The following is a 26937-nucleotide window of genomic DNA, read 5'->3' as shown; positions in this document are numbered from 1 at the left end:
TATGCATTTGGTTTTGACCTCCTTTGTCGGACACGAGCGATGATATAACAAATCAAAATAAAAAAGGTGGCCCATTACGGGCCACCTTTAATTCTATATACTACAAGGTTTATAATTAAACTAAGTCGAAACGGTCTAGGTTCATTACCTTATTCCACGCTGCAATAAAGTCCTTAACAAACTTTTCTTGAGAATCGATACAGCCATAAACTTCAGCAATGGCTCTTAGCTCTGTATTAGAACCAAAAATAAGATCCACACGCGTTCCAACCCATTTGATTGCACCTGTTTTACGATCGGTACCCACAAATGCGTCATCCGATTCTGAAACAGCTTTCCAAGTTGTACCTAAATCAAGTAGGTTTACAAAGAAATCGTTCGTTAAAGCCTCTGGACGTTTTGTAAAAATTCCCGTTTGAGACTGATCAAAGTTCGTATTCAGTACTCGCATACCTCCAACAAGAGCCGTCATTTCTGGTACAGAAAGTGTTAACAATTGTGCTTTATCAATAAGGAGTTCTTCAGCTGAAACCGTATATTTTTTCTTAACGTAATTACGGAAACCATCTGCTTGAGGCTCAAGAACTGCAAATGAATCTACATCTGTTTGTTCTTGTAAAGCGTCTGTTCTTCCTGGTGTAAAAGGCACTTTCACATCATGATTAGCATTTTTTGCTGCTTTTTCAATTCCTGCACTACCGCCTAAGACTATTAAATCAGCAATGGAGACTTGCTTACCGCCAAAATTAGCGTTGTTGAATTCTTTTTGAATTTGACCAAGTGTTTCTAGAACTATCTCCAATTGAGAAGGATTATTCACTTTCCAATCTTTTTGAGGTTCTAGACGAATACGACCACCGTTTGCTCCGCCACGTTTGTCAGACCCACGGAAAGTTGATGCGGAAGCCCAGGCAGTTGATACCAATTGAGAAACTGATAATCCTGAAGCCAAAATGGTTGCTTTTAATAAAGCAATATCTTCATCATTAATCAATTGATGTGTAACCGCAGGAATAGGATCTTGCCAAATTAATTCTTCAGCAGGAACTTCTGGACCTAAATAGCGAGTCTTTGGACCCATATCACGGTGTGTTAGCTTGAACCATGCTCTAGCAAATACATCATTGAATTCGGCTGGATTCTCTAGAAAACGTCTTGATATTTTTTCATAAGCAGGATCAAATCGCAGTGAAAGGTCTGTTGTCAACATAAACGGTTGGTGACTTTTTGATGGGTCGTGAGCATCTGGCACTAAACCAGCTCCTGCACCATCTTTTGGTTTCCATTGGTGCGCACCTGCGGGACTTTTGGTTAATTCCCACTCATAACCAAATAAATTTTCGAAATAGTTATTGCTCCATTTAGACGGAGTGGTAGTCCATGCCCCTTCTAAACCACTAGTAATTGTATCTCCACCATTACCGGTACCAAAACTGTTTTTCCAACCTTTACTTTGTTCTTCGATACTTGCTCCTGCTGGTTCAGCAGTAACATATTTCTCTGGATCTGCCGCACCATGGGTTTTACCCAAAGTATGTCCACCTGCACTTAATGCAACAGTCTCTTCATCATTCATTGCCATACGGGCAAAAGTTTCACGAATATCATGCGCTGCTAATACTGGATCTGGGTTTCCGTTAGGTCCTTCTGGATTTACATAGATTAATCCCATTTGAACTGCAGCAAGAGGTTGCTCTAATTCGCGTTCTCCATTATAACGATTGTCACCTAACCATTCGCGCTCGGAACCCCAATAAATATCTTCATTTGGTTCCCAAACATCTTCACGTCCGCCAGCGAAACCAAAAGTTTCAAAACCAGCCGATTCTAAAGCACAGTTACCAGTTAAAATCAGTAAATCAGCCCAAGAAATTTTTCTGCCATATTTTTGTTTGATAGGCCAAAGTAACAAACGAGCCTTATCCAAGTTGGCATTGTCTGGCCAACTGTTTAGTGGTGCAAAGCGTTGCGTTCCAGCTCCAGACCCACCACGTCCGTCCGCGATGCGATACGTACCTGCACTGTGCCAAGCCATTCTGATGAATAGACCACCGTAAAAGCCATAATCTGCTGGCCACCAGTCTTGTGAAGTAGTCATTAAATCCATGATGTCCTTTTTCAAGGCTGCAAAATCTAAAGACTTGAACTCTTCCGCATAGCTGAACGTTTCTCCCATTGGGTTAGATGGCGCACCGTGTTGGCGTAGGATGTTTAATTTCAATTGATTTGGCCACCATTCACGATTTGCCGGAGCAGAACCAGCACCTTGCTTTGAAGGAGTTCCAGCACTAGCGCCATGATTAAACGGACATTTGCTTTCGCTGTTCACATTGTAAGACGTTGTGCCTGAGTTTGTGTTATTTTCCATATTGTAATTTTATATTATTTTCTTGAGCACGAATTTACATAAAAACATTCTTATCGAAATTTATTTTTAATAGATAAAAACTATAGTCCTTTTCTAAAATCCGTTATACAGTCAACTTACAGAAAAATGCTTAATAAAAAAGGGGTGATAGCATTTGGAGATCGTTCTGTTAGTATTGAGCCCAAAAACGCGACATTTAGCTAAATGCAAAACATACAGTAAATGCAAGTGTATTAAAAACCAAAATTTTATGGGATTGGGATAAAAAGTTTGAATTTTTCATGATACTTATATTTTTTACAAATATAAGTACTAAAATTTAGTTGAAACCTGCGTTTTCGCAGTTTGCTGAAATTAATTAAGTATTTATACTTAATTCATATAGAAGTACGTAGTCTTTGAAATATTGGAAAGGCTATTCCTGAAAAAAGATTACAATAAAGAATATTCTGTTGCTTTATTAGAAAGTTCCATAAGATTTTTTACTTTCAATTTTTTCATCAAATTAAAACGGTGAACCTCTGCAGTCCGCTTACTGATGTCTAAAGCTTCGGCTATTTCTTTATTCCCTTTTCCAGATAATAAAAGTTTAAGAATTTCTTTTTCCCTTTTGGTTATCATCAGTTCTTCGTCAAGTACTTGCTTTTTTTCCATTACCCCATACGGATTGTTAAGCTGACCAATTAATATAGAGGAGATGTCGCCACTGAAATATTTTCCGCCATTAGCAATAGTATGTAGTGCTTTAAGAAATTCTTCTTTGCTGGAACCTTTAAGTAAGTATCCATCGGCTCCGGCTCTGATTGATTTTAATACGTACTCTTCGGATTCATGCATAGAAAGCATAACAATTTTTACCATATTGTTTTGACTTCTTAGTTTTTCGACTACCTCAATACCGGTCATGTTAGGCATACGAATATCTAAAATGAGTAAGTCAGGATTGCTTGTTTCTATTATTTTTAGGGCTTCTAAACCATCAATAGCTTCGCCTACAACTTCTATGTTTACTTCGTTTTCTAATAATGATTTGATACCATCTCTTACAAATACATGATCATCTGCCAGAACAACTCGAATAGTATTACTCATAATTTACTTAATTTTTAAATCTGATTATTACGTATATTAACCTAAAAATAAAGGCTAAGATACGTATTCTAATGAAATTATTTTATTTGGATTGAAAAAAGAGTGAATTTTGCAATTTTCCGAAGATTATATAGGAATATTGAAAGTAATACGAGTTCCTTCACCAGGAATCGAGTTGATGAAAACCCGACCATTAATATGTTGAATCCTTTCTTTCATGAAAAGCAATCCCATTCCGGACTCGCTGTTTCTCTTTTTCTCGACGGTTGTACTATCAAATCCTTTTCCGTTATCGTCAATCGTAATACTCAAAAGTGTGCTGCTATGAGATAATTGTACAATTATATGCGAGGATTCGGCATATTTAAGAGCGTTGTTAATGGCTTCTTGGGTCAGTCTGTAGATGTTAATTTCAATTAAAGAATCCAATCGTTTTTCAAAATGGGTCTTATTATAAAAAAGAATGTTTTTCCCTGTTAATTTTGATAATTCCTGAGTCAATTTTGCAATAGAGGAAACAATGCCATGGTCGCTCAATTCAGGAGGCAGTAGATTAAAGGTGGCGGTACGGACTCCTTTTATAATATCAAGCGATAATTTTTTCAGGTACTCTATCTTTTGAGCCGCTTTTTCTTTATCATCGAGATTAATGCTTTCCAGACTAAATTTTAAGCCGGTAAGCATTTGTCCAATTCCATCGTGAATTTCTCGGGCAATCCTGTTTTGCTCGTTTTCCTGATTTTCGACAATTTTACTCGAAATGATCTTTTGTTGATTGATTTTATCGGTTACATTTTCGGTATTCAATCGTTCAACTTCTTGTTCCGCTTTCTTACGCTCGGTAATATCAAAACAGATAATCAATAATTCAGATTCTTCTTTTTTTATCGTTAAGGGAACCATCGATAAGTCGAGCCAGAGGGATTCGCCATCTCTATTGGTAATATTGAGCTCTCCTTGCCAGCTACTGCGTTGTTTTTCGGCAAGAATCCTGTCAATTAGAATTTGCTCTTTTTCTATTGGAGTCAGAACCTGAGAAAAGGTTTTGTCAGAAATAAATGGGTTGTATTGAAGTAATTTCGAGAATTTTTCACCAATATGAATCACGGTACCATCAGGGGCAACGCGGCAATAGAGCAACGTATTCTCCATGGCATAATTGAGCGATTTCAATTCTTTAACAGAATTTTCTTTTATTTCGCTAATTATTTCCGTGTTATAAGCGAGTTTTAATGCCTTTTTTTCGGAAGATAAAAGTTTAGAAATAAGTTTTTCTACTTTTTGATTGGTCGGTTTAAAGATAAACAAGAATTCCAGTAGTAAAACAAATAGTGTAAATACTAAAATTGCATATTCCGTTTTACTTTGCAGCGTCACTTTTTCTAGCGCCTCTTTGTCGTATTCATCAACAATTTGGTTCATTTTAGAAAGAAAAACTACTTGGTTTTCAAGGATAGTTTGTACTAATTTTTGATTTTCGGATTCCTTTGTATTTTGTTTTTTATTTTCTAAAAAAAGCGTTGTAGCGTTAACTATACTGTCAAAATTAGGTTTGATTGCCTTAAATAATACCGAAAGAGTTTTGCTTTTTTCTTTTGGAAAACCAAGGCTGTCATTTCCTTTTTCTAAATTAAAATGGGTAGTTTTCCAAAGCGAAAGCGTTTCGTTAATGTTTGTAATTTCCTCATTTTTTTTGGCAGTATCCGTTACGAAATTTAAAATTAAAACCTCTTTCGTCAACTTCTGGCTCAACATTCTTTGTTTTCCCGAAATATTGATTATTCGGGAATCACTCAGCTGGCTGTTAAGATTGTATTGTATCAACAACTGGCTTATCAATACCGTAATGGCAATTGTTAATAAGGCGAAAAGATACAATTGCCTTAAGTTTTTAAATGAAATAGTATCGATAGATGATCCTTTGGCGCTTTTTGTCATAACGAAATCAAATTACAGTTCAAGAGACTCTTTGATCAATTCAAGATTCGCAGCACTGTAGTTGATTTTTAAGGCTTCCTGCTGTCCTTTTTCAGACATTTTCAGCCAAGTTTTCAGAATGATGTTTTTCATTTTTTCCCTGTCGTGTTTGTGTACAAAAGGGTCTAAGTAATACTCTAGAAATACTAAACAAATCACATCTTCTAAAAGCTGTGTTTCGGCGTCTTTTTTAAGTAGTTTTTTTTCGATCAGAAAAGAAACTCTGGCGATAAATTCCTCGCTGTACCCTGCTTTTTCTAAAATAACAGCGGTTGTTTTGGCGTGAAATTTTTTCAAATCTTCGCGCCATTTTAAATAACCCACACGATCCATAGAATAGGATTCCCGTGCTATTTTCCATCGGCAAATGTGTTGTGCTTTGGAGGCAATTTGAACTTCTTCTGATGCATTTTTATGAAAATCCATCAGTCTTTCATACATTCGATTTGAATATAATAATTCTTTTGGATAGGTTATAGCTTGGTATGTTTCGTGGTTAGGATCTTGAGCATTCTCTGCGTCAATCCATTTACTTGCGTTCTGGAATAGTGTTGCTGTCATTAGAAATGTTTAAAATCAAAGATACATAATTATTCCAAAAAGCCAACGAATACTTCATCTTCTACAACTTTTACAGGGTAAGTTGCGATTGAATATTCCTCTCCATTCAGATTGGAACCATCTACCAGAGAAAAGTTTTCTTGTGCATTGGACAGGCAATCTTTGGAATACCATCTGCAGAACTTGTCATCCCTCTTGACAAGACCATTTCCATTTTGTGAGGACAAGCATTTTGACAGGCATACCATTCATTTCTTCTTTCTAAATTAAAAACGGCAATCTGTTTGTTTTTATATTTAATACATCCTCCTCTATTACTAGAAAAGTCTTTTATTTTTCCGGCTTTGAACCAAACTTTAACGTCTTCTAAAGAAACAGCTTTGTAATCGTTTAATATATTTTCCATAATTTTATTTTTTTATCTTTCCATTACTCCCGAAAAGCGTTGAAGTACTATTTACTGGAAAGAATTTAATTATTTATTACCACGATTTTGGCATTTTTTGATCTCTTAATGGTACGTATTCAATAGTATCATCCGTTTCATCTGAATTCACAAAGTGACTAAAACGTTTCATCAATCTTGGTTTTTCAAGTACTTGTTTCCACTCACATTCAAAAGTTCCAACAAGCGATTCCATTTCAGATTCCAATGCTTCACAAATACCAATACGGTCGTGAATGATAACTTCTTTTAAATAATCCAATCCGCCTTCCAATTTGTCCAACCAATTTGCGGTACGTACTAAAGGTCCCGCTGTACAGATATATGTCTAGTCCTGAAATAGCGATACAACAAAAAAACATCATTATGGAAGAAAGCGCAAATTATGTAAAACGCACTCAACGCAATTACAGTATGTCTTTAAAGCTTCAAATTGTTAGAGAAGTTGAACACGGTAGTTTATCAGTTACCCAAGCTAGAAAGCAGTATGGTATACAATCTCGTTCAACAATAGTCCAATGGTTAGGAAAATTTGGTAACTTTGATTGGGAAAACCAAACTCCTTTCAATATGACTAAGTCCCCAGAACAAAAGATTATGGAACTTGAAATCCAAGTCAAGTTATTAGAAAAACAAAAGGCTCTTTTAGAGCCACAAGCCTATGTTGCAGACAAAAAAGCTATACTGTTTGACATGATGATTGATTTAGCTGAGAAAGAATATCAAATCGACATACGAAAAAACTCTCCTCCGAACAATCGACCATTTTAGAGAAAAACAACAAAAAACAGTAGCATCTACCTGTTATTTGTTCGGGATAGACAGACAGGTTTATTATCGAAAAATAAGAAGAAAGACATCCAAACAAAGCAAAGCCAAAGAAGTGATTTTGCTGGTAAATGATATCAGGGAGACAATGCATGGAGTAGGTACTCGAAAACTATATTATCTTTTGTTGGATCAACTTCAATTAATGAAAATTGGAAGAGATAAATTCTTTGACATACTCAGGGCTAATCATTTATTGATACAACCTAAACGAGGTTATCATGTAACAACTAATTCGCATCATCATTTTAGAAAACATCAAAATCGAATTTTAGATTTAGCAATAGACAGACCGGAACAAGTTTGGGTATCTGACGTAACATACATCGGAAAAAGAGAGAATCCTTGTTATTTAAGCTTAGTCACCGATGCTTATTCTAAAAATATTATGGGGTATTATGTAGCTGACAACATGAACACAGAAAGCAGTTTGAAGGCTTTAAAAATGGCTCTTAAAAATAGAAATAACAAAAGTTTGCCATTAATACATCATTCCGACAAGGCATTCAATATTGTGCTAATGAATAGCAAAAACAACTTAATAAAAACAAGGTTTTATGCAGTATGACACAAAACTCAGACCCCTATGAAAATGCAGTTGCAGAAAGAATTAATGGTATTTTAAAGCAGGAATTTATGATTGATAATTACAATCAAAAAACAGAAATTATGTAAAAAATTGTAAAAGAAGCTATTAGTGTTTATAATGAAATCAGACCTCATTATTCAAATTATATGCTTACTCCAAATCAGATGCACAGTCAGAATATAATTAAAATGAGAATCTATAAAACAAAAAACAGTAGTAAACCTGAGCTTACTACTGTTTAAAAATTGTACTTTTATTTTTCATTAATCCTGTATCGCTATTTCAGGACTAGACATTACTTAGATTGATAATATTTTTTTCTTAACCAAAAAGCGACATTTACTAAAATTATCAAAGCCGGAACTTCTACTAATGGCCCAATAACGCCGGCAAATGCCTGTCCGCTATTGATACCGAAAACTCCAATAGAAACTGCAATTGCCAATTCGAAATTATTACCCGATGCAGTGAATGAAAGCGCTACGGCATCCCGATAATTGGCTCCAATTTTTTTAGAAACAAAAAACATCAGGAAAAACATAATGGTAAAGAAAATCACAAGTGGAATAGCAATTCGAATTACATCCAGCGGTAAATCAACAATCATTTCACCTTTTAAACTGAACATGATTACAATTGTAAAAAGCAAAGCAATCAAAGTAATGGGAGAGACAAAAGGAATAAATTTTTGATTGAACCATTTGTCGCCAATGTATTTCTTGATGGCATAGCGGCTAATTACTGCTAATGCAAATGGAATTCCTAAATAAATCCCAACTGTTGTAGCAATTTGGGCAACCGTAATATTTAATTCCAAACCTTTTATTCCAAATAAAGGCAACATGACTTCCAGGTAGAAATAAGCATATAAACCAAAGAAGAAGACTTGAAGTAAACTATTAATTCCAATTAATCCAGCTGTTAATTCTCTATTTCCCTCAGCTAATTCATTCCAAACAATTACCATCGCAATGCAAGGCGCAATCCCAATAATGATTAAACCGGTCATGTATTCCGGATAATCTTTCAAAAAGAATGTTGCTAATAAAAACATTAAAAACGGACCAATAATCCAGGTGATTAAAAAAGAGGCGGTGAGTAATTTTGGCTTTTCAAACATTAAAGGAATTTTTGAAAAATCAATTTTAGTCAATGGAGGATACATCATTAATATTAATCCAATTGCCAAAGGAACATTGGTCGTTCCGCTTGAAAAAGAATTGATAAAGCCGCTGCTTGACGGAATAAAGTAGCCAATAGAAACGCCAATTGCCATTGCCAGAAATATCCAAAGTGTAAGGTAACTATCGAGAAAGTGTAATCTTTTTTTAGCTGCCATTTTATGATTTTATTTGGGAGAATACATAGAACATCTCGGTAGCAATTTGCAAACTGCGTTCCTGATATTTTTCTGCTTGTTGTGGCGTATTGTCAAACGCTTTTGGATCTTCAAATGTGATTGGAATACGCATTTCAGCACCTGTAATAAAAGGGCAACCTCCATCTGCTTGCGAACAAGTCAATATTGCTGCAAACTCACTTTTGGGGTTAAAATCATCATCATAAGTTTTTGAAAAACCAATAACAGGATGTTCTTTGTCGGAATATTTTATGGCATAAATTGGATTATTCCCTATTGCAATGGTTTTAATTTTAAAGCCTGATTGTTCTAGTGTTTTCGCAGCCATAGGAAATAAAGCAGTTGCTTCGGTACCCCCAGAATAGCAAAATACATTTTTTATATTAAAATGAGCTGCTGCTGTTTGTGCCCAAACTTGGGATAAATGGCTTCTTCTGGAATTGTGTGTGCAGATTAAGTTTAGCCTGATTTCTTGTTGGTTGGTAGCTTTGTTTTGAATAAAATCAATCAGCGGTTGCAAAATAATTTTGCGTTCTGCAGCGATCGTTTCGAAATCAAGAGTACCAATTGTTTTTTCGATTTCAGGAAATAGGATGGTTTTTGTTAGAGTCATTTTATAGTTTTAAAAAATTAGCAACAGCCTCCTCCAGGAGAACAACAGCTTGATTGCGTAGTGATTTCGGATAATTTTATTTTTTGTTTTTCTGCAGGAATGCCACATTGATCTTGTGCTAAACAAGCTGTTTGTTTGTTTAAAAGAGTGAATGCTGTTTCGTTGAAACCTAAGTCATATTTTCCAATCGTTTCGGCTTGATATTCTATTTCAATTTCGTGATCCTCGATTCCTAACACTTTTTCTGAAAGGGCAATAATATCCAAAAGTTTTTGCGGTTTTAAGCGGTGCTCGAAGTCATTGGCATCCCATAATTGGAAATTTACTACGCTTTCTTTTCGAACTTTTCCACCGCAGTCAATAAAGTTTTTGGTGATTAAACCCACTTCTGTTACATGGAAATGTTCTGGAACATAGGTTCCGTTTGGCAATACAAAAGCAACGTTTTCTAACTTACTCAACTGATTTTTAATTTCTGATAATTTCATATGATTATAATATTTGTTTTTTAATAGGAATATGGTATCGCCATTCCTAAATTATATTGTTTTTTTGAGTCCTGGCGATTTCATGATTCTAGTATTTTTAAAATTAACAACATTGATTTTTCTTGTTTTCTAAATAGGTATTGATATGCTGGAAAAAGCCTTTTATTTTATTAAAACCTTCTTCGTTAAGACAGTAGCAAATGGCATTTCCTTCAAAATTACCTTTTATAAGACCGGCATTTTTCAGTTCTTTCAAGTGCTGCGAAACGGTAGGTTGGGCTAGAGGCAGTTCGTTTACAATATCACCGCACACACAACTGTTTACTTTGATAAGGTGTTGAATAATGGCAATACGTGCGGGATGACCTATGGCTTTCGCTAAAGTCGCCAATTCATTTTGCTCGTCTGTAAAATGTTCTGATTTAGTAATTCCCATAATGATATATTTACATTGCAATATTACGATAAAGATAGGAAAGGTCCAAATTCAGGAAAGTATTTTTTACTGGGCTTTTCAATTAGCAGCATTTCGTAGTTAATACTAAGAATTTCCAAAATTTCTTGGATTATAAAAACCATTGAAAGTTTGCTTCTGATATTTTTTTCGAAAAATACGCTTCTAATTTTTTACTTACCATCTAAACTTATATCGCATTTGACAGATAATCAATTCTTCTCTCCATTTTTTCCATAATTTTTAAAGTTGCAATACGTTTTTTTGCTTTTTATGGATCAAAATTTTTCATGATCAAAAGGATTAGGGTTTTCAGGCACTGCGGCCGCGAAACAGTTCGTGATCTTTACTATCATGATTAAGAGATATTACTTACCATTCGCTCTATGTTAAGTAGATTTGTTTTTCTTTAGAAACTCCAAAAAGGGTGTAGATTGAGTATTACGGCTTAAGATAACTTATTAAACACAGCGGAACCGAACATTGAAAGTTGGAGAAGGTATTGATGAAGTGAGATTTGATAATGGGATGCAAAATCGATAATTTCTAGTGTTCACAAATACTGATACGCATGATTGCAAACAAAAAAAGGCTGTCCAAAAATTACTTTTTGGACAGCCTTTTTTTTATTTTTAGAACCTAAACAACCATAATTTAAGTCGTCGGTTATTGACTAGAATTGAATAAAAGGAACAAGGCATAAATATAGGGCCTTATTAATCTTAAACGATGAACTGATTTTTTTTATCAGAATCCCAAGCCGATTGTAAAGCCGGTAACCGGTGATGTAAAGCTGCCTTTTACAGAAGCTGCCCCGGAAGTGGTATTTATTTCATACAGATTTGTAGTACCGCTAGATGTAAGAACCGCAAAAGCTGTTCCAGTGGCACCACCAATATCAAATCCAGTAGCGATATCGGCATTAAGACCAAGGTTACCTATTTCAACCAATGTTCCTGAGTTGGGCGGATTTTGCAGGTAAAGTTTGTCGGTGCTGACATCAATATCAAAAAGCATCGTAGCTGTGGTACCTGCGAAATTATTGGTGTAAGCTGCTGCAGAAATGCCAGTTGTACTCGGGTTTAATGAGCTGTCTACAGTTACTGCACCATTGGCGGGATTTACACGAAGGTTCTGCCCTGTATTGCTGATAATACGGATGCGATCCGCAAGAGGATTAAAATCAAAACCAAAATCGGTCCCCGACAAAGCAACGCTAAAAGTTGAGCTTCCAACTGCAGTTGCTGCGCCTGAACTGGCATTGATGGTATATAAACGACTGGTGCTTCCAAGTGCATACAACTGTCCATTAAGAGGTCGGAAATCTATTCCCAAAACGGTCTCACCTGAGGACATTCCGGTAATAGCTTTGGTAACAACTATTGAGGGGGTGTTAGGATTAAAAATTAAAAGGTTGTTTATGGCGGTAACCGCATAGGCAACCGGTTGGGTAGGAATAGCTATTCCGGTGTACTTCAAGTCTTTTTTGTACTTAGCTAATATGACGGCATTACCAGTATTAAGGTCAACACTAAATAAAGTTGATTTATTGTTCACTTCAAAAATTCCTAACGCTACGTCTTGCTGATAAAATATATCAAAGCCTCCGTCACCAACTATATTTAACCCTAAGTCACCCACTAAAACAAGAGTTCCTGCGTTGGGAGGCAATTGTTTGTAAAGTTTTTGAGAGGTAAGATCAATATCGTATAAGGTAGTAGTTGTGGCTCCGGCAACATTATTAGTGTAAGCAACCGCAGAAACCATTACTCCAGTTGGTCCGTTTATATTTACATCGGTGGCTGCTACAGTTCCTGTCTCTGGATTGAGACGAAAATTTTGTCCGCTGCTTGTTACTACCCGGATCCGGTCAACAGTGGGATTAAAATCGAAGCCAGCAATACCATCCGAAAGTGCAGGAGAAAAAGGCCCGCTGCCTATTGCCCGAGCTATTCCCGATTCAGGATTAATAACATACAATCGGCTGCTACTTCCCAAACCATAGAGCTGACCTGTAGCGGGACGAAAATCTATGGAAAGAATTTTTTCATCTGCCTGCAATCCTGAAATGAATGCGGAACTCAATGCCACCTCAGGATTGGCAGTAGAAAATTTATCAATCATTAGCCCGTCTGCTAGAGCATAGAAATCGATAACTGGAATTTCCATTTTATTTTTTAAAAAGAGACCAGAATTACTATCGGTATCTTTTAGAGATTGGTTGTCCTCGCAGGAGACTAGGAACAACAAACACGAGGCACATAAGCCCGTAATTTTTAAAGCTGAATTCTTTTTCATAATTATAAAATTTTAAGTTTAAATAAATAATATTGGTATTTACATTAAAATTACACAATTTTTGATGATTAGTACGGTACTTTAATACTTATTTACCTGTATAAGAGTATATTAAGTTGATGTATGTAGTGCGAACGCAATAGGAATTTATACAATCTGACTGCTTCGCGATTGCCTCAGAACTAAATGAATGGGCAGAACGACCAAGCACATCACTAAGACCAAAATTTATATAAAAATGGGAATAAAACTAAAAAATAAGGGGATTACTTACTTTATTTAACTCGTTGTGTATAATTAAATTATGGTGTTTCCAATTTTTATTTGCCTTTTCAAATAAATCCAAGTGCATTGTTGAAGACAAATACCCATTCTTTAAGCAGTAGACAATTAAATATTTGTTATTTTATATTTTTCGAAAAATTTATGGCGTGAACCTCTGCTTGACTAATGTCTAAAGAATAAAAAACACCCGTTATGGAACAGCGCCATGAAGTTTGATATTGTTTGTTTTTCGACTTCAAAACATTAAATTGTTGCATCTTGATTGCGGTATAAATCCCTAATTTTCACAGCCAACGGGTTATCAGATACTCATTTTATACCTCGGCAGGTTAATTTCATGTTCCTGCGGATACGGTGCCCGATCGGTCATGCTGACATCTTCCCGAAGCTGTTCGTGTACTTTATATTGCCTGTCTTTGGTGTTGGAATACCGCGGATCAGGAATGAAGGGCATTTTAGCCATTTTGGTGATGGTAATGGTTGGGAAATGGTAATCCACTTCAACATTCCCTAGAAGTAAATAACAGCCACCGCCTTGGAACGGATATTTCTCTAAACTATTTGTAAAATGTGCGGTATCAAAATACTCCCCTTCGTTATCAATCCAGGTCCCAAAATACATGGCTCCCATTTTGGTAGGCACGTGCTTTCTGGAAATAAGGTAGGCCAGCATCCTTACGGCTTTTTTATGGTGATTTAATAAGTCTTTTGCCATTACCTGTCCGCGATATTTTGTCTGTAACAAATCGAATGGAGTGCAGGAAACCGGAAAACTCAAGAGCTCGATTTCATCAAAAGCATCTTCAAAAGGAGATCGTTCGAGTATGGGCAACGTATATTCTTTAATGGGTTCCTGAAGAAGCATCCCGTTTCTGTTTTCGGATTTGAAGTTGACCATAATGAGTCTGGCAGTCACCAATAATTGGTTTTTTGTTTTGCCTGTAAAGCGGAACGCTCCGATAAAAATCAAAATTTGTATGCCTTCAATACCTATTGGAATGCGATTGATAAAATCGTCCAGGGATGTGAATTCGCCATTTTCCTCCCGCTCCGTAATTATACCATGCGCTATTTTAGTTTCTAAACCTTCGAGATGCATGAAACCCAAATAGACATTGATACCGTATAGGGTAGTTTCGTATTCGCTCTTATTTACACAGGGATTTTGAATGGTTGCACCCGACATTTTGGCTTCATGTACGTATACTTCGGTACGGTAAAAACCACCCTGATTATTGATGACGGCTACCATGAATTCGATAGGGTAGTGTACCTTAAGATAGAGACTTTGGTAACTTTCGACAGCATAAGAAGCCGAGTGCGCTTTGCAGAAGGAATATCCTGCGAAGGATTCAATCTGCCGGTAAATTTCTTCACTCAACTTCAAGGGATGTCCTTTTTTTGCACAACAAGCAATGTAATTGTCTTTCACTTTTTGCAATGCTGCTTTGGAGCGTTTTTTGCCGCTCATAGCCCGACGCAGAATATCTCCATCGGCTGCCGGAAGGCCTGCATAATGTAAGGCAATCTTTATTACGTCTTCCTGATAAACCATTACCCCATAGGTTTCGCCGAGTTGTTCTTTGAACACCTCATGAAAATATTCGAACTTGTCGGGATGGTTGTGTCGGAAAATATATTCTTTCATCATACCGGATTGGGCGACACCCGGGCGGATAATAGAGGAGGCTGCTACGAGGGTTTTGTAGTTATCGCATTTCAGACGGCGCAATAATCCACGCATGGCCGGACTTTCGATATAAAAACACCCAATTGTTTTTCCATGGCTTAGAAAATGATTGGACTTAGCCTCATTTTTTGACAATGATATATTTCGGATATCGACTTTAATCCCTCTATTTTTCTCGATTAGTTTTACACTGTCGTCGATATGACCGATACCCCGCTGGCTCAGGATGTCAAATTTTTCAAAGCCGATATCCTCGGCAATGTGCATGTCGAACAAAACGATTGGAAACCCTTTGGGAGGCATTTCAAGAGGGGTAAAATTGGTAAGGGGTTCTTCCGAGATCAATATACCACAGGAGTGCATGCTTCGTTGATTGGGATACTTTTCGAGCAGCATCCCATATTCCTGAACTAGCTTTACGATTGGGTTTGTATCATGCAACTGCATGGGATTTTTAGCCAATAGATCCAATTCCTCTTTGGGCAAACCAAATACTTTTCCCACTTCCCGGAATATGGAGCGGTATTTAAATTCCACATTGGTACCACAAAAAGCGACATAGTCAGCACCGTATTTATCAAAAATATATCGGAGAATTGTATCGCGTTCTTTCCAGGACCAGTCAATATCAAAATCGGGTGGACTCTTGCGGTTCACATTTAGGAAACGTTCAAAATACAAATCCAGCTCAATAGGGCAGATGTCGGTGATGCCAAGACAATAACTTACAATACTGTTGGCACCGCTGCCACGACCAATATGCAAAAAGCCCTGACTGATACTGTATTGAATGATATCCCAGGTGATTAGGAAATAGCCGCTGAATTCCAATTGATCAATCACCTTTAATTCCTTTTCTACTCTTGCTTTCGCTTGCGGATTATCGGTACCGTACTTTTTGAATACTCCTTCCTGAGCCAACTTGGTCAAAAGCTGCATATCACTTTCTCGACTTCCGGAATAGAACTTTTTGTTTTTGGGGGTTTTGAAGTCGAATTCAAAATGGCATTCTTCAATGAGTTTTTCGGTGTTGCTTATAATTTGCGGATACTCCTCAAATTTCGAAAGCAATTCCTTCAGGGGAATCATTACTTCAGACGTCTTGCAACAATCGTCTACAGTAAGTCTGGACAAAATAACATTGGTATCAATGGCTCTAAGGATTTTATGCAGATTGAATTCTCTTTTGCTACGGAAGGTGACGGATTGCAGGGCCACCATTTTGTTAAGCCATAAGTGCCATTCCGCAAGAAACAATTTGGGAAGCTGCTCGGGGGCAATGCCAACAAATTCATGGTCTTTTAATTCCGTTGGCTTATTTTCGAAAGGATAAATAATGCATACGTTATTAAATGAAGGTGCTACCAATGGTAATGATCTATTTTCGAAATTATGTTGGGTCAGAAAGCGGTTCATTTCGGCTAGACCATCGGCATTTTTGGCCAAGCCGATATAACGTAATTTATGGTTGCAGCGAAATTCTATACCAACGAGTGGTTTGATGTTGACTACTTCGCAAGCTTTTATGAAATCGTAAATCCCTGTGACGGTATTAATATCGGTCAGCGCCATAGTTTTTATCCCACAAATAACAGCCTGCTGTATCAGTTCAGTAAGCGGTATGGTGCCGTAGCGCAGGGAATGAAAAGAATGACAGTTGAGGTACATAGGATTATAATTTACGGTTTAAAATTTCAGACTTGTTATTGGGCTTGAATGTTGCGCCGGCACAACGCATTACGGCATCAAAGCCATACCGGCTTTTCATTTTGTCCATGGCTTGATACAAAGACAACATTTCTTCAGTGTCCTCAAATAAATTGATTTGATAGGTTCCTCGCACGAGTCCACTGAAACGAATTCCGATTAATCGCAGTCGCATGCGGCGCTGGTATAATTTATCAAATAAGTCCGTGACATTCTGGGTCAGTATATGATCGGCTGAGGTGTAGGGTACTTTGCATTGTTTGGTTTCCGTGTCGAAATTGGCATACCGTATTTTTAATACAACAGTTGCCGTAAGCCATTCTTCTGAACGCAGCTGAAAAGCCAATTTTTCCACCATTCCGATAAGTATCGATTTCAATTTTTGAATGTCAATGGTATCCTGTTCAAAAGTATGTTCTGTCGAAATTGATTTCCGTTCGGAATAAGGTTCCACCGGATTGTTATCAATTCCATTGGCTTTTTTCCATATCTCCATGCCATTCTTGCCGATCATTCGTTGTAATACTTCTGCCGGCATTTCTGAAAGCGTCTGAATCGTTCGGATTCCTATTCGGGACAGCAGCTGAAATGTTACATCACCCACCATAGGTATTTTTTGAATAGATAGTGGATTTAGAAATTGCTGGACCTTATTTTCCGGTATTTCCAGGTTTCCCAGTGGTTTCCCTTCTCCAGTGGCAATTTTAGAAACGGTTTTGTTTACCGATAACGCAAAGCTTATAGGTAAACCAGTTTCTTTGGTAACGGATCGTGCCAGTTCGTTGGTCCATTTGTAACCCCCATAAAATTTATCCATACCGGTAATATCGAGGTAAAATTCATCGATGCTGGCTTTTTCTACGACTGGGGCTTTCTCCTGAATCACTTCAGTAACATCATGCGATAGCCTAGAATATAATTCCATATCGCCTTTCATCACTTTTGCCTGCGGGCAGAGGCGTAATGCCATTTTAATAGGCATTGCGGAACGTACTCCGAAGGTGCGGGCCTCATAAGAACAGGAAGCAACTACACCGCGGTCACCACCGCCAATGATTAAAGGGATTCCTTCCAGTTTTGAATTTCCCAGTCTTTCACACGACACAAAAAAAGTGTCTAAATCCATATGTACAATTGCTCTTTCCATAATCCTTTCCTTTTTTATACTTTACAAAACTAGTACAGGTTGTAACAAATATGATTATATTTGTTGTTACAAATTATAACAAAATTATCATGTCTTTATTTTCCGACAACATCAGAAACCTAAGGGTGCAACAAAAAATTTCCCAAGAAAAACTTGCGGAGTCACTTGCAATAACTAGAGGGAGATACGTTAAATATGAAGATGGGACTTCAGAAGCTCCCTATGAAATACTAAAGAAAATATCTTATTATTACCACATTAGTATTGACTTGTTGCTATCGGTAGATGTGCGGAAAATACCCATGGATGATTTGTTAAAACTCGAGGATAACCGGATATTGCTGCCCATTACGGTGGATAAGGAAGGGGAGAGTTTTATTGAAATTGTTCCTCATAAGGCGAGAGCTGGTTATCTTACGGGTTATTCCGACCCTGAATTTATTGAAAACCTGCAGCATATTTCGTTACCGTGGTTACGCAATGGCAAATTCAGGGCTTTTCCTGTTGATGGTGATTCTATGCCACCGCATAAAAGTGGGTTTTTCATTGTAGGTCGTTATGTAGAAAAACTGGGGGATGTTATGGATGGGAAAACGTATATTTTGTTAACCAAAAACGAAGGAATTGTTTACAAGCGATTAAACAAAAACGGAAAAAATACCTTAGTCCTTCATTCGGATAATGCCTATTATAAGTCGTATGAAGTTAAGGCTTCTGAAATTCTTGAAATTTGGGAATTTGCCTGCAGTCTTGCTACCGAAGAATTTAAACCAGATGATTTGAGTCCGGAAAGCTTGAAAGAGGTACTAATGGATTTGAGGCGGGAAGTAAGAGAGGTGAAGGAAAAACTTTTTTAGACAGATCGCGGGACTATTGAGAATGAATTTTGTAAAGCGTTCTTAAACAATCTTTAAATTAAAAGGGAGATAAAAGTAAAGGCTCTTAAGGGTTTAAATAAATATGCTAAAGTGTTTTAGAAGTTGTTTTTTGGAGTTTTATTAGCGTTGATGTTTTATTTTGATAAAAATAGTTATTAAACAAATATTATTTTTTCGTAAATTTAATGTATTGAAATTCAGAATTTTGTATGCTTTTGATAGCGTAATTGCATTCCTGTTTAATGACGTAAATCTTCAATTTTATGGAAACCAGAATAAAATCAATTTGGACAGGTTCAATTACTTTCGGATTGATAAACATCCCAATTAAATTATTTTCAGCAGTCCAGGAAAGCAATCTTGAAATGAATATGCTCGACAAGTATGATTATTCTAATATTAAATTTAAACGGATTAACGAAAATACAGGCAAAGAAGTTACTTATGCCGATATTGTAAAAGGATATAAACTGGATGACAAGTATGTGGTAATTGAAGATTCTGATTTTGAAGCTGCTGAAGCAGAGAAAACCAAAACCATCGAAATAATGAATTTTGTCGATGAAAAAGAAATTGACACCATTTATTATGAACAGCCTTATTATCTCGAGCCGGATAAGGGAGCAATCAAAGCGTATGCATTGCTGCGGGATGCACTGCAAGTTTCGGGAAAAGTAGGGGTAGGGACTATTGTTTTAAGAAATAGAGAAAGTTTGGTCATTTTGAAATCGTATAAAAATGTTATTGTACTTAACCGAATTCGATTTCAAGAAGAGATTAGAAATACCACAGAATTAAAATTGCCACCGTCATCTGCACCGAATACAAAAGAAATGGATATGGCCATTAGGCTAGTCGAACAATTAACAGAGAAATTTGATATTGCAAAGTACAAGGACAATTATACAGCAAAACTTTTAGAAATTATAAGAAATAAAGCAAAAGGTAAAAAACAAGTCGCCCCTAAACTTAAAGTGGTGCGCAAACAGAATGATGATTTAATGGCTATGCTGAAAGCAAGCCTCGAAAACGAAAAAACCAAATCATCTTAACGCCTTGGGTTTTCAGAAATGTTTTTTATAATCATTTCTAGATTGGCTCCTTTGCCTAATACCGGTTTCCATAAATCGCCTTTTTGATCAAAGCGTTGCAGTACATTTTTGATGGTAAATTGTGACGGCGATAATTTCTCATTGACTTCTCCCCATTCCAGAGGTGTTGAAACAGTAGCTCCAGCTCTCGGTCTCACGGAATAGGGGGAAGCCAAAGTCTGACCTTGCCTGTTTTGTAAAAAATCAATGTAAATTTTATTTCCTCTATTTCTAACTGATCGTACGACACTCGTGATTTGCGGTAATCGGGCAACAACCTCATTTGCGATTACCTCCGAAAACAATCTGGCAGAATCATAACTGTATTGGGCGCCTAAGGGAATATAAATATGCAATCCTGTTGCTCCGGATGTTTTACAGTAACATGCTGTATCCAACTCATCCATTATTTCTTTGAGAGTAAGCGCTGTTTTTACCACTTCTTTAAAATCATTTTTTGCAGGATCTAAATCAATCACAGCCCAATCCGGGTTGTCCATTTTATTGATGGTGGAATTCCACGGATTGAATTCAATACACCCCAAATTTGCCATATATAGTAAGGTCGCTGTATCATTGCATAGCAAATAATCGCTATATTTATCATTTGATTCGGAATAAATTTTCTCCGTTTTAAGCCAGAATGGACTATTTTCTAAGTCAATATTCTTTTGGTAAAAACCACCTGTATTTATTCCATTAGGAAAGCGATTCATAGATTCTGGACGGTCTTTTAAATAGGGTAATATCAATGCTGAAACTTCATTATAATAATTTACGATATCTCCTTTTGAAATGCCATCGTTAGGGAAAAATAGTTTGTTTTGGTTAGTCAAATGCAAATTTATTTGTCCAATTTTTAAATAAAAATCATTTTCATTTTTAAGATTCACGGTTGTTATTTTTTATTTAAGTTATTGATTATGATTATTTTAATGAGAAAATAATATCTTTTACTTCTTTGTCCATTCGTAAGCCCTGAAAAACAGGATGACGCAAATAATAATCTTGAGTCCATTCCGTGAATTTTATCTGACAAACAAATTTTGGCTTAAGCCATTTTACTTTATCACGTGTTGGAATTTTATCTTTTATTGGAGATTTATCAATAAAATAAGGTTCGAACTTATTATACAATTCCTTTAGCGTTTCTTCTTTAAAACCAGTACCGCATTTTCCTATAAATCGTAATGTTTCATGATCATATTGAGCCAATAAAAGGGCACCAAAATAACTTCTTGTAGTTTTTGATTCGGTTATGCCAATGATGATTGCTTCTTCCTGTTGTGAAATCCTTATTTTAAGCCAATCGTTGCTTCTTTTTCCAGGTCTATATAGGCTGTTTACCTCTTTTGCCATGATGCCTTCCAGATTTTTTTCGATGACATGTTCATAAAATAAAATTCCCTTCTCTTGTATGTGTTCCGAATAAAACACATTCAATAACAGGAATTTATGAAGCAAAATTTCAACCAATTCTTTTCGTTGTATTAATGATAAATTTGAAGTGTCGTGGCCATCCAGATTTAAAATATCGAAGACATAATATTTTAGTGTTCCTTTTCCTGTTTTGATATAATTCTGCAATAATTGAAAATCCGAACGACCAGTTTTATCCTCAATTACAACTTCGCCATCAAGTACCGCAACATGATTTATTTGTCGAAGCTCATCGGCAATTGCCTTAAAATTTTTAGTAAAAGAAAGATGATTGCGGCTAAAAAGAAGGACCTGTTCCGGATTAATAACCGCAATTGTTCTGTAACCATCATACTTCGTTTCAAATAACCAATTTTTATTATCAAATGGCTTTTCAGCGGTATGGGCTAACATTGGTTTAATAAAATTAGCGCTTTCATTTATTTTTGAATCTAAATTATCCTTTGTCGTTTTTTTTGCCAAATCCTCTAAAGTTACCTTAGATAATACGGATTTATCTTTTTTTAAAATGTCGATATCCGTTGCGTACGAGTCGTTTTTTTTAATCAAAAGCCAAGAATTATCTTCTTGGTTGTTTAGTTTAACCAATGAAAATTCGCCTTTTAATTTTTTTCCGTTCAGGATAAAACGAATATGTCCTTTTTCTAGATCTGTTTTTAATTTATTTTCAGTAGCTGCTTTTGATTGCTCTTCGGGCAACGTATAAGTCCCATTATCCCAAACAATAACATTTCCGGCACCATAATTTCCTTCAGGAATAGTTCCTTCAAAATCTTTGTAAGATAAAGGATGATCCTCGACCATAATGGAAAGTCTTTTGTCGTTTGGGTTCATTGACGGGCCTTTTGGTATTGCCCAACTTTTTAAAACCCCATTCATTTCTAAGCGAAAATCATAATGTAAATGTGACGCAGCGTGTTTTTGAACTATAAAAATCAAATCGTTTTTCGACTTGAAGTTTTCACCTTTGGGTTCCTCAGTGAAATTAAAATTACGTTTCTGATTGTATTTATCTAACGTCATTACAAGATTATTTAGCTGAAAATCTAAAGTAAAGCAACAGTAAATTTATTAATTATAATGCAATAAATAACGTTATAATGTTGATTTGTTGCTTCTTATGTCGTAAATTCCCATTTAAACCAGCAGATGCATCCTTTAATCTAAAAATGCTAAAAAAATGCTAAAAAACATACTATTGGAACGAAAGATTTATGCCTCCGAAGAGCATAAAATGATGCACGAAATGATTCAGGAATTCATCACAAATGACATTATGGATCATTTAGACGAATGGGAGAAAAATGGGATGGTATCGCGTGAAATCTGGAAACGAGCGGGAGAATTAGGATTGTTGTGTTTGGATATACCAGAAATATACGGGGGAGGAGGACTAGATTTTACTTTTAATGCCTTGTTAATTGAAGCTTTCGCAAAAAAAGGAATAACCGGTCCTGGATTTTCGTTGCATTCCGATATTGTAGCTCCTTATTTATTGTATTATGGAACGGAAGCCCAAAAACAAAAGTATTTACCTCTAATGGCTAAAGGCGCTATTATAACTGCTATAGGAATGACAGAACCTAATTGCGGGAGCGATTTGAAAGCACTTCGAACAACAGCCGAAGATAAAGGGGATTATTATCTAGTAAATGGACAAAAAACCTTTATAACCAATGGTTTTATGTGCGATATGGCTATAGTGGCTGTGAAAACCAATCACAATACAGAGGGGCAAGGCGTTACCTTACTCATTTTAGAATCTAAAATGGAAGGGTTTACGAAAGGAGTTCCGCTCAAGAAAATTGGAATGAAATCTCAAGATACTGCAGAGTTGTTTTTTGATAATGTAAGAGTTCCAAAGGAGAATAGGCTTGGAGATGAGAAAACAGGATTTAAAATTATGATGCAGGAATTAGCTCGAGAGCGATTGACAGTCGGGATTATGGCCGTAGCTACTGCTGAAGGAGCCATCGAAAGTACCATCGCTTATACTACGGAACGAACCGCTTTTGGTACGCCTATTGCGGGATTTCAAAACACCCAATTTAAACTGGCGGAATGTACTACCCAAATGCAAATACATCAGGCTTTTTTAGATCGATGTATTGAATTATTAGCAGAGCATAAACTAACAACTGAAAGTGCTTCGATGATTAAATATTCTGCCACTGATATGTGCGGCCACGTTGTTGATGAATGTTTGCAATTATTTGGTGGTTATGGTTATATGTGGGACTATCGAATTGCTCGTATGTATGCCGATAATCGTGTGGCACGCATTTATGCCGGAACGAATGAAATTATGAAAATAGTAATTGCCCGCGGATTGCTTAAAGATCTTTAACTCTATTGAAATTAATACTACTTGAAGAGTGCTGTAAAAGAGACTACTGTTGCTTTAATACCGTATCATTAATAATTTTAACGCTAATAAATCCGTAGTATTTTATGCTATTTATATGTAAATTAGCAATTGTTATTGCCACAAATATTAACTAAATACTTATTATTATGAAAAATCTAGCTCTTTCTTGTTTACTATTGGCTTGTATTGGACTTCAAGGCTGTAAAAAAAATGAAACCCTCAAAAGCGGTGAAGCTACCAAAGTTCAGGCTGAAAAACCGATAAGCGTTCAATGTTATAAAGCGTTGTATGAACAGGATACTCTTGAATTAAAAATAAACACTTTAAAAAATGGAAAAATAACCGGCGATATGGTGATGAAAATTTTAGATATGCCAAAAAAAGTTGGAAAAATCGCAGGAGAATTCCGTGGGGATACTTTATTTGCCAGCTACACATTTATCCAGGGTTCGTATGATAAAATAACGTACAAAAATCCAATGGCATTTTTAAAACGTGGAAATGAACTCATTTTAGGGAATGGTAAATTAGAAACCACTTTGGGGGCAACCAATTTTATTAAGGGTGCACCTATAGATTTTGAACGTGTAAAATATAAATTTTCAACTGCTGACTGCGTTGATAAATAGTGAAACAATAGGGGGTGTCTTCTCCTTTTTAGCTTTGTAAAAATAACTCACAACCGAAATTTTTTATAGGTTTTAATTTTAAGAACATTACCGGTTTTTAGACCTTCATCCCTTTTACTAAAAAATTTTAGGATGCTTTTGCAAAATAATTTTTTAATTACACTTAAAAATAAACAGGTATTTCATCTGTTAATTAGAAGTGGAAAGGGATGTTATAAATCTACCAAAAGACCCATTGCCATTGCCGAAAAGCACAAGGTAAGGTTGCATATTCTACATTTAACCACAGCCTCGGAAACCCATTTGTTTCGAAACGACATACCGTTAAAAGAAAAGAACATCACCACCGAAGTATCGTATGAAAATCTTTGGTTTTCATACGAGGATTATGAGCGATTGGGAACCGTAATAAAATGGAATTCTGCCATTAAGGCGGAGTAAGGCAGAGAAGGTCTTTTGAAGGTTTTGCTGGGTGACCGAATTGATATTATCACAACTGACCAAGCAGCGCACACTTTATAGGAAAAGCAAAAACTATACATCCAATTCATGTCGGGTGCGCCAATGATACAGCATTCCTTGTATATTATGCTTGAATTATACAAACAAGGGCTAATTTCATTAGAAAAAAATGCCGAAAAAAGCTGTCATAATGTAGCGATCCTTTATGGTATTGAAATGAGAGGCTTTATTGGGAAGGGTTATTTTGCCGATTTAACGCTGGTTGACTTGTATTCGCCTTGGACGGTTGGTAAAGAAAATATTTTATACAAGTGCGGTTGGTCGCCATTAGAAGGCCAAATATTTCAATCAAAAGTAACCCATAGGTTTGTTAACGGAAATCTTGTCTATGAGAATGGTAATTTCTCTGAATTCATCCCGGGGCAAAGATTAGAATTTAATTAAAAAAACACGGCAAATGAAAACCTATTTCATAACAGGCATTGGTATGGATATAGGAAAAACAATAGTATCAGCCATTCTCGTCGAAGCGCTAAAAGCCGATTACTGGAAGCCTATACAATCAGGAGATTTGCATCAGACGGATACAATGAAAATGGAGGGACCTATCAGTAATTCTACTTCTCATTTTTTTTCTGAAGCATATCGCCTTACGGAACCGATGTATCCGCACGTTGCTGATGCGATTGATGGTGTTACACTTAATTTAGATTCCATTAAAGTTCCAGCAACCAACAACATCTCATTATTGAAGGAGCAGGCGATTTGATGGTTCCGCTCAATGGTGCTTCTTTGGTAATTGACCTTATAGAAAAATTAAAAGTGGAAGTTATTTAGGTCTCCAGGAATTATATCGGAAGCATAAACTATACACTACTTTCTGTCGAAGCTCTTCAACGTAGAAACATTCCCATTAAAGGTATACTATTTAACGAGAATCCTGTGAATACGAGTGAAGAATTTATTTGTGAATATACCGGGCTGAAATCTTTATTTCGCATTGATAATGAACAAATAATTGACAAACAAACCATCTTAAAATAGACCACTGAACCAAATATAAAATCACTTTTTTAAAATTTAGACGGTTTTTTACTTTTAATTGTAACAAACGTAGTCTAGAGTACAATGTCATTAAGTTAACCCGTTTGAACGATGGTTAGTCATTTTACCTTTTGACAATTCAGGTTAGTCGGCAAGCAATGACTCAAAAAACGAAATTTGGAAATAGAAGTGTGAAAAAACTAAATCACGGAACTTAAACTGACAATTAAAATGTGAAAAGTGTAAAAGTAAAACTTACGCAAAAAAAACAAAGATTCTACAAAATTGCCATATTTGTTAACATGAAACATCGACAACTTACGATTAACGTTTTGCTAACCAACAAGCTAATGTTTCTGGGTTTTTTGCTCACAATCAATTAAATAAAAACAAAAAAACAATTATATTACTAAAAGGGCATATTTTTATAACTAAATTTACTTGTGACAAAAGGCTTTAATAGCGTAAAAGGCAACCCTGATAAAATTGATACAGAGGACATACATAAAATATCGAAAACTTAAGATCAATTTTCGGATGGATTTTGCCGATTTGACAAGCAAACGCTTAAAAATTGAAATAATTTATCTCCAACTATAATCTGTTAAAAAAAATACTATGAAGAGCGATGATAAATTTTTAAGAATAATTATAGCCATTAATAAAAATATAATTCGTGTTTTAATTGGAATTATGACTTTAATTTTAATATTGGGCACATTACATCTTATCTATTTAGAATTTAAAAAAATTATCGCTCCACCTTATTTATTGATTGATGTTTCCACCTTATTCGAAGTATTTAATTTGATATTGATTATTGCGATTGGATATGAGCTTATAAAAGCATTGCTATTAATTATTTCATCCGATACAATTCCTACTGCTCCAATCATAGAAATCTCAATTATTGCCATTTCAACTAAAATAATCACACTAGATATACAGCAAACAAATAGTAATATTGTTATAAGTTTAGCTTTATTAATTGCTGCACTCGGTGTTGCTTATTTTTTATTAAAATATTGTAAGACACTACAAAACAAACCCTAAACAAATTTAAATAGCACCTATTTCTGAATGATTTTAATTGTTTTTAAATAATTAAAACAACGATAACTGA

The 26937-nt window shown here is 35.8% G+C and carries 21 protein-coding genes and 3 pseudogenes; 9 read left to right on the top strand and 15 right to left on the bottom strand.

Annotated elements, in window-relative coordinates:
- Nucleotides 1–115 precede the first annotated feature (115 nt).
- The 6 genes and pseudogenes from katG to ACFX5D_RS14350 form a co-directional block, all read right to left on the bottom strand.
- Entirely contained in the window at nucleotides 116–2368 is a 2253-nt protein-coding gene (gene katG / locus ACFX5D_RS14375) for a catalase/peroxidase HPI (RefSeq protein ID WP_379858901.1), read from the bottom strand.
- Between the two features lie 432 nt (nucleotides 2369–2800).
- A complete protein-coding gene (locus ACFX5D_RS14370; RefSeq protein ID WP_379858900.1) occupies nucleotides 2801–3460 on the bottom strand; it encodes a response regulator in 660 nt (219 codons plus the stop codon).
- Nucleotides 3461–3586: 126 nt separating this feature from the next.
- Nucleotides 3587–5398: a sensor histidine kinase gene (locus ACFX5D_RS14365; RefSeq protein ID WP_379858899.1), complete on the bottom strand. Its 1812-nt coding sequence runs from the start codon at nucleotides 5396–5398 to the stop codon at nucleotides 3587–3589.
- Between the two features lie 12 nt (nucleotides 5399–5410).
- Nucleotides 5411–5998 carry a DUF4202 domain-containing protein gene (locus ACFX5D_RS14360; protein WP_379858898.1) on the bottom strand — a complete coding sequence of 196 codons (588 nt, stop codon included), beginning with the start codon at nucleotides 5996–5998 and terminating at the stop codon, nucleotides 5411–5413.
- Nucleotides 5999–6027: 29 nt separating this feature from the next.
- A pseudogene (gene nirD, locus ACFX5D_RS14355) lies at nucleotides 6028–6404 on the bottom strand (nitrite reductase small subunit NirD).
- Between the two features lie 76 nt (nucleotides 6405–6480).
- A complete protein-coding gene (locus ACFX5D_RS14350) occupies nucleotides 6481–6726 on the bottom strand; it encodes a hypothetical protein (RefSeq protein WP_379858897.1) in 246 nt (81 codons plus the stop codon).
- Nucleotides 6727–6809: 83 nt separating this feature from the next.
- Here ACFX5D_RS14350 and ACFX5D_RS14345 point away from each other — a divergent pair, with 83 nt between their 5' ends.
- Nucleotides 6810–7214 carry a transposase gene (locus tag ACFX5D_RS14345; RefSeq protein WP_379858896.1) on the top strand — a complete coding sequence of 135 codons (405 nt, stop codon included), beginning with the start codon at nucleotides 6810–6812 and terminating at the stop codon, nucleotides 7212–7214.
- Between the two features lie 202 nt (nucleotides 7215–7416).
- A complete protein-coding gene (locus tag ACFX5D_RS14340) occupies nucleotides 7417–7839 on the top strand; it encodes a transposase (RefSeq protein WP_379858895.1) in 423 nt (140 codons plus the stop codon).
- Nucleotides 7840–8155: 316 nt separating this feature from the next.
- Here ACFX5D_RS14340 and arsB read toward each other — a convergent pair whose 3' ends face one another.
- From arsB to dinB, 7 genes are all read right to left on the bottom strand, one after another.
- Complete coding sequence (arsB, locus tag ACFX5D_RS14335; RefSeq protein ID WP_379858894.1) at nucleotides 8156–9199, bottom strand: ACR3 family arsenite efflux transporter; 1044 nt, start codon at nucleotides 9197–9199, stop codon at nucleotides 8156–8158.
- Between the two features lies 1 nt (nucleotide 9200).
- Nucleotides 9201–9833: an arsenate-mycothiol transferase ArsC gene (locus tag ACFX5D_RS14330; RefSeq protein WP_379858893.1), complete on the bottom strand. Its 633-nt coding sequence runs from the start codon at nucleotides 9831–9833 to the stop codon at nucleotides 9201–9203.
- Nucleotides 9834–9850: 17 nt separating this feature from the next.
- Nucleotides 9851–10321, bottom strand: coding sequence for a DUF6428 family protein (locus ACFX5D_RS14325; protein ID WP_379858892.1), 471 nt, complete (start codon nucleotides 10319–10321; stop codon nucleotides 9851–9853).
- A 103-nt stretch (nucleotides 10322–10424) separates the two neighbouring features.
- Nucleotides 10425–10757 (bottom strand): ArsR/SmtB family transcription factor, encoded by a 333-nt coding sequence (locus tag ACFX5D_RS14320; RefSeq protein WP_282715502.1) that lies wholly within the window; start codon nucleotides 10755–10757, stop codon nucleotides 10425–10427.
- 765 nt (nucleotides 10758–11522) lie between these two features.
- Nucleotides 11523–13073, bottom strand: coding sequence for a DUF4394 domain-containing protein (locus ACFX5D_RS14315; RefSeq protein WP_379858891.1), 1551 nt, complete (start codon nucleotides 13071–13073; stop codon nucleotides 11523–11525).
- 586 nt (nucleotides 13074–13659) lie between these two features.
- Complete coding sequence (locus ACFX5D_RS14310) at nucleotides 13660–16716, bottom strand: DNA polymerase III subunit alpha (protein ID WP_379858890.1); 3057 nt, start codon at nucleotides 16714–16716, stop codon at nucleotides 13660–13662.
- A 4-nt stretch (nucleotides 16717–16720) separates the two neighbouring features.
- Complete coding sequence (gene dinB, locus ACFX5D_RS14305; protein ID WP_379858889.1) at nucleotides 16721–17902, bottom strand: DNA polymerase IV; 1182 nt, start codon at nucleotides 17900–17902, stop codon at nucleotides 16721–16723.
- 89 nt (nucleotides 17903–17991) lie between these two features.
- Here dinB and ACFX5D_RS14300 point away from each other — a divergent pair, with 89 nt between their 5' ends.
- On the top strand, nucleotides 17992–18759 hold the full coding sequence (locus tag ACFX5D_RS14300) for an XRE family transcriptional regulator (protein WP_379858888.1): 768 nt from the start codon (nucleotides 17992–17994) through the stop codon (nucleotides 18757–18759).
- A 284-nt stretch (nucleotides 18760–19043) separates the two neighbouring features.
- On the top strand, nucleotides 19044–19832 hold the full coding sequence (gene ku, locus ACFX5D_RS14295) for a non-homologous end joining protein Ku (protein WP_379858887.1): 789 nt from the start codon (nucleotides 19044–19046) through the stop codon (nucleotides 19830–19832).
- On the opposite strand, the gene ligD (ACFX5D_RS14290) is transcribed toward ku, so the two are convergent.
- Nucleotides 19829–20764: a non-homologous end-joining DNA ligase gene (gene ligD / locus ACFX5D_RS14290; protein ID WP_379858886.1), complete on the bottom strand. Its 936-nt coding sequence runs from the start codon at nucleotides 20762–20764 to the stop codon at nucleotides 19829–19831. The two genes, ku and ligD (ACFX5D_RS14290), sit on opposite strands and share 4 nt — an antisense overlap.
- A gap of 34 nt (nucleotides 20765–20798) precedes the next feature.
- Nucleotides 20799–22334: a non-homologous end-joining DNA ligase gene (ligD, locus tag ACFX5D_RS14285; protein ID WP_379858885.1), complete on the bottom strand. Its 1536-nt coding sequence runs from the start codon at nucleotides 22332–22334 to the stop codon at nucleotides 20799–20801.
- 157 nt (nucleotides 22335–22491) lie between these two features.
- Between ligD (ACFX5D_RS14285) and ACFX5D_RS14280 the strand changes: the two genes are divergently transcribed.
- The 5 genes and pseudogenes from ACFX5D_RS14280 to ACFX5D_RS14255 all read left to right on the top strand — a co-directional run bounded on the left by ACFX5D_RS14280 (nucleotide 22492) and on the right by ACFX5D_RS14255 (nucleotide 26867).
- On the top strand, nucleotides 22492–23658 hold the full coding sequence (locus tag ACFX5D_RS14280) for an acyl-CoA dehydrogenase family protein (protein ID WP_379858884.1): 1167 nt from the start codon (nucleotides 22492–22494) through the stop codon (nucleotides 23656–23658).
- Nucleotides 23659–23825: 167 nt separating this feature from the next.
- Nucleotides 23826–24308, top strand: a complete 483-nt coding sequence (locus ACFX5D_RS14275; RefSeq protein ID WP_379858883.1) for a hypothetical protein — start codon at nucleotides 23826–23828, stop codon at nucleotides 24306–24308.
- A gap of 180 nt (nucleotides 24309–24488) precedes the next feature.
- Nucleotides 24489–25214, top strand: a pseudogene (locus ACFX5D_RS16265) (amidohydrolase family protein); the annotation flags it as partial.
- Nucleotides 25215–25227: 13 nt separating this feature from the next.
- Nucleotides 25228–25814, top strand: a pseudogene (gene bioD, locus ACFX5D_RS14260) (dethiobiotin synthase).
- Between the two features lie 618 nt (nucleotides 25815–26432).
- A complete protein-coding gene (locus ACFX5D_RS14255; RefSeq protein WP_379858880.1) occupies nucleotides 26433–26867 on the top strand; it encodes a phosphate-starvation-inducible PsiE family protein in 435 nt (144 codons plus the stop codon).
- The last annotated feature ends 70 nt before the right edge of the window (nucleotides 26868–26937 follow it).

The organism is Flavobacterium fructosi, assembly GCF_042787335.1.
GTDB classification, from domain to species: domain Bacteria; phylum Bacteroidota; class Bacteroidia; order Flavobacteriales; family Flavobacteriaceae; genus Flavobacterium; species Flavobacterium fructosi.
The sequence above is the reverse complement of the archived record's forward strand: the minus strand, read 5'-3'. Positions and strand labels throughout refer to the sequence as shown.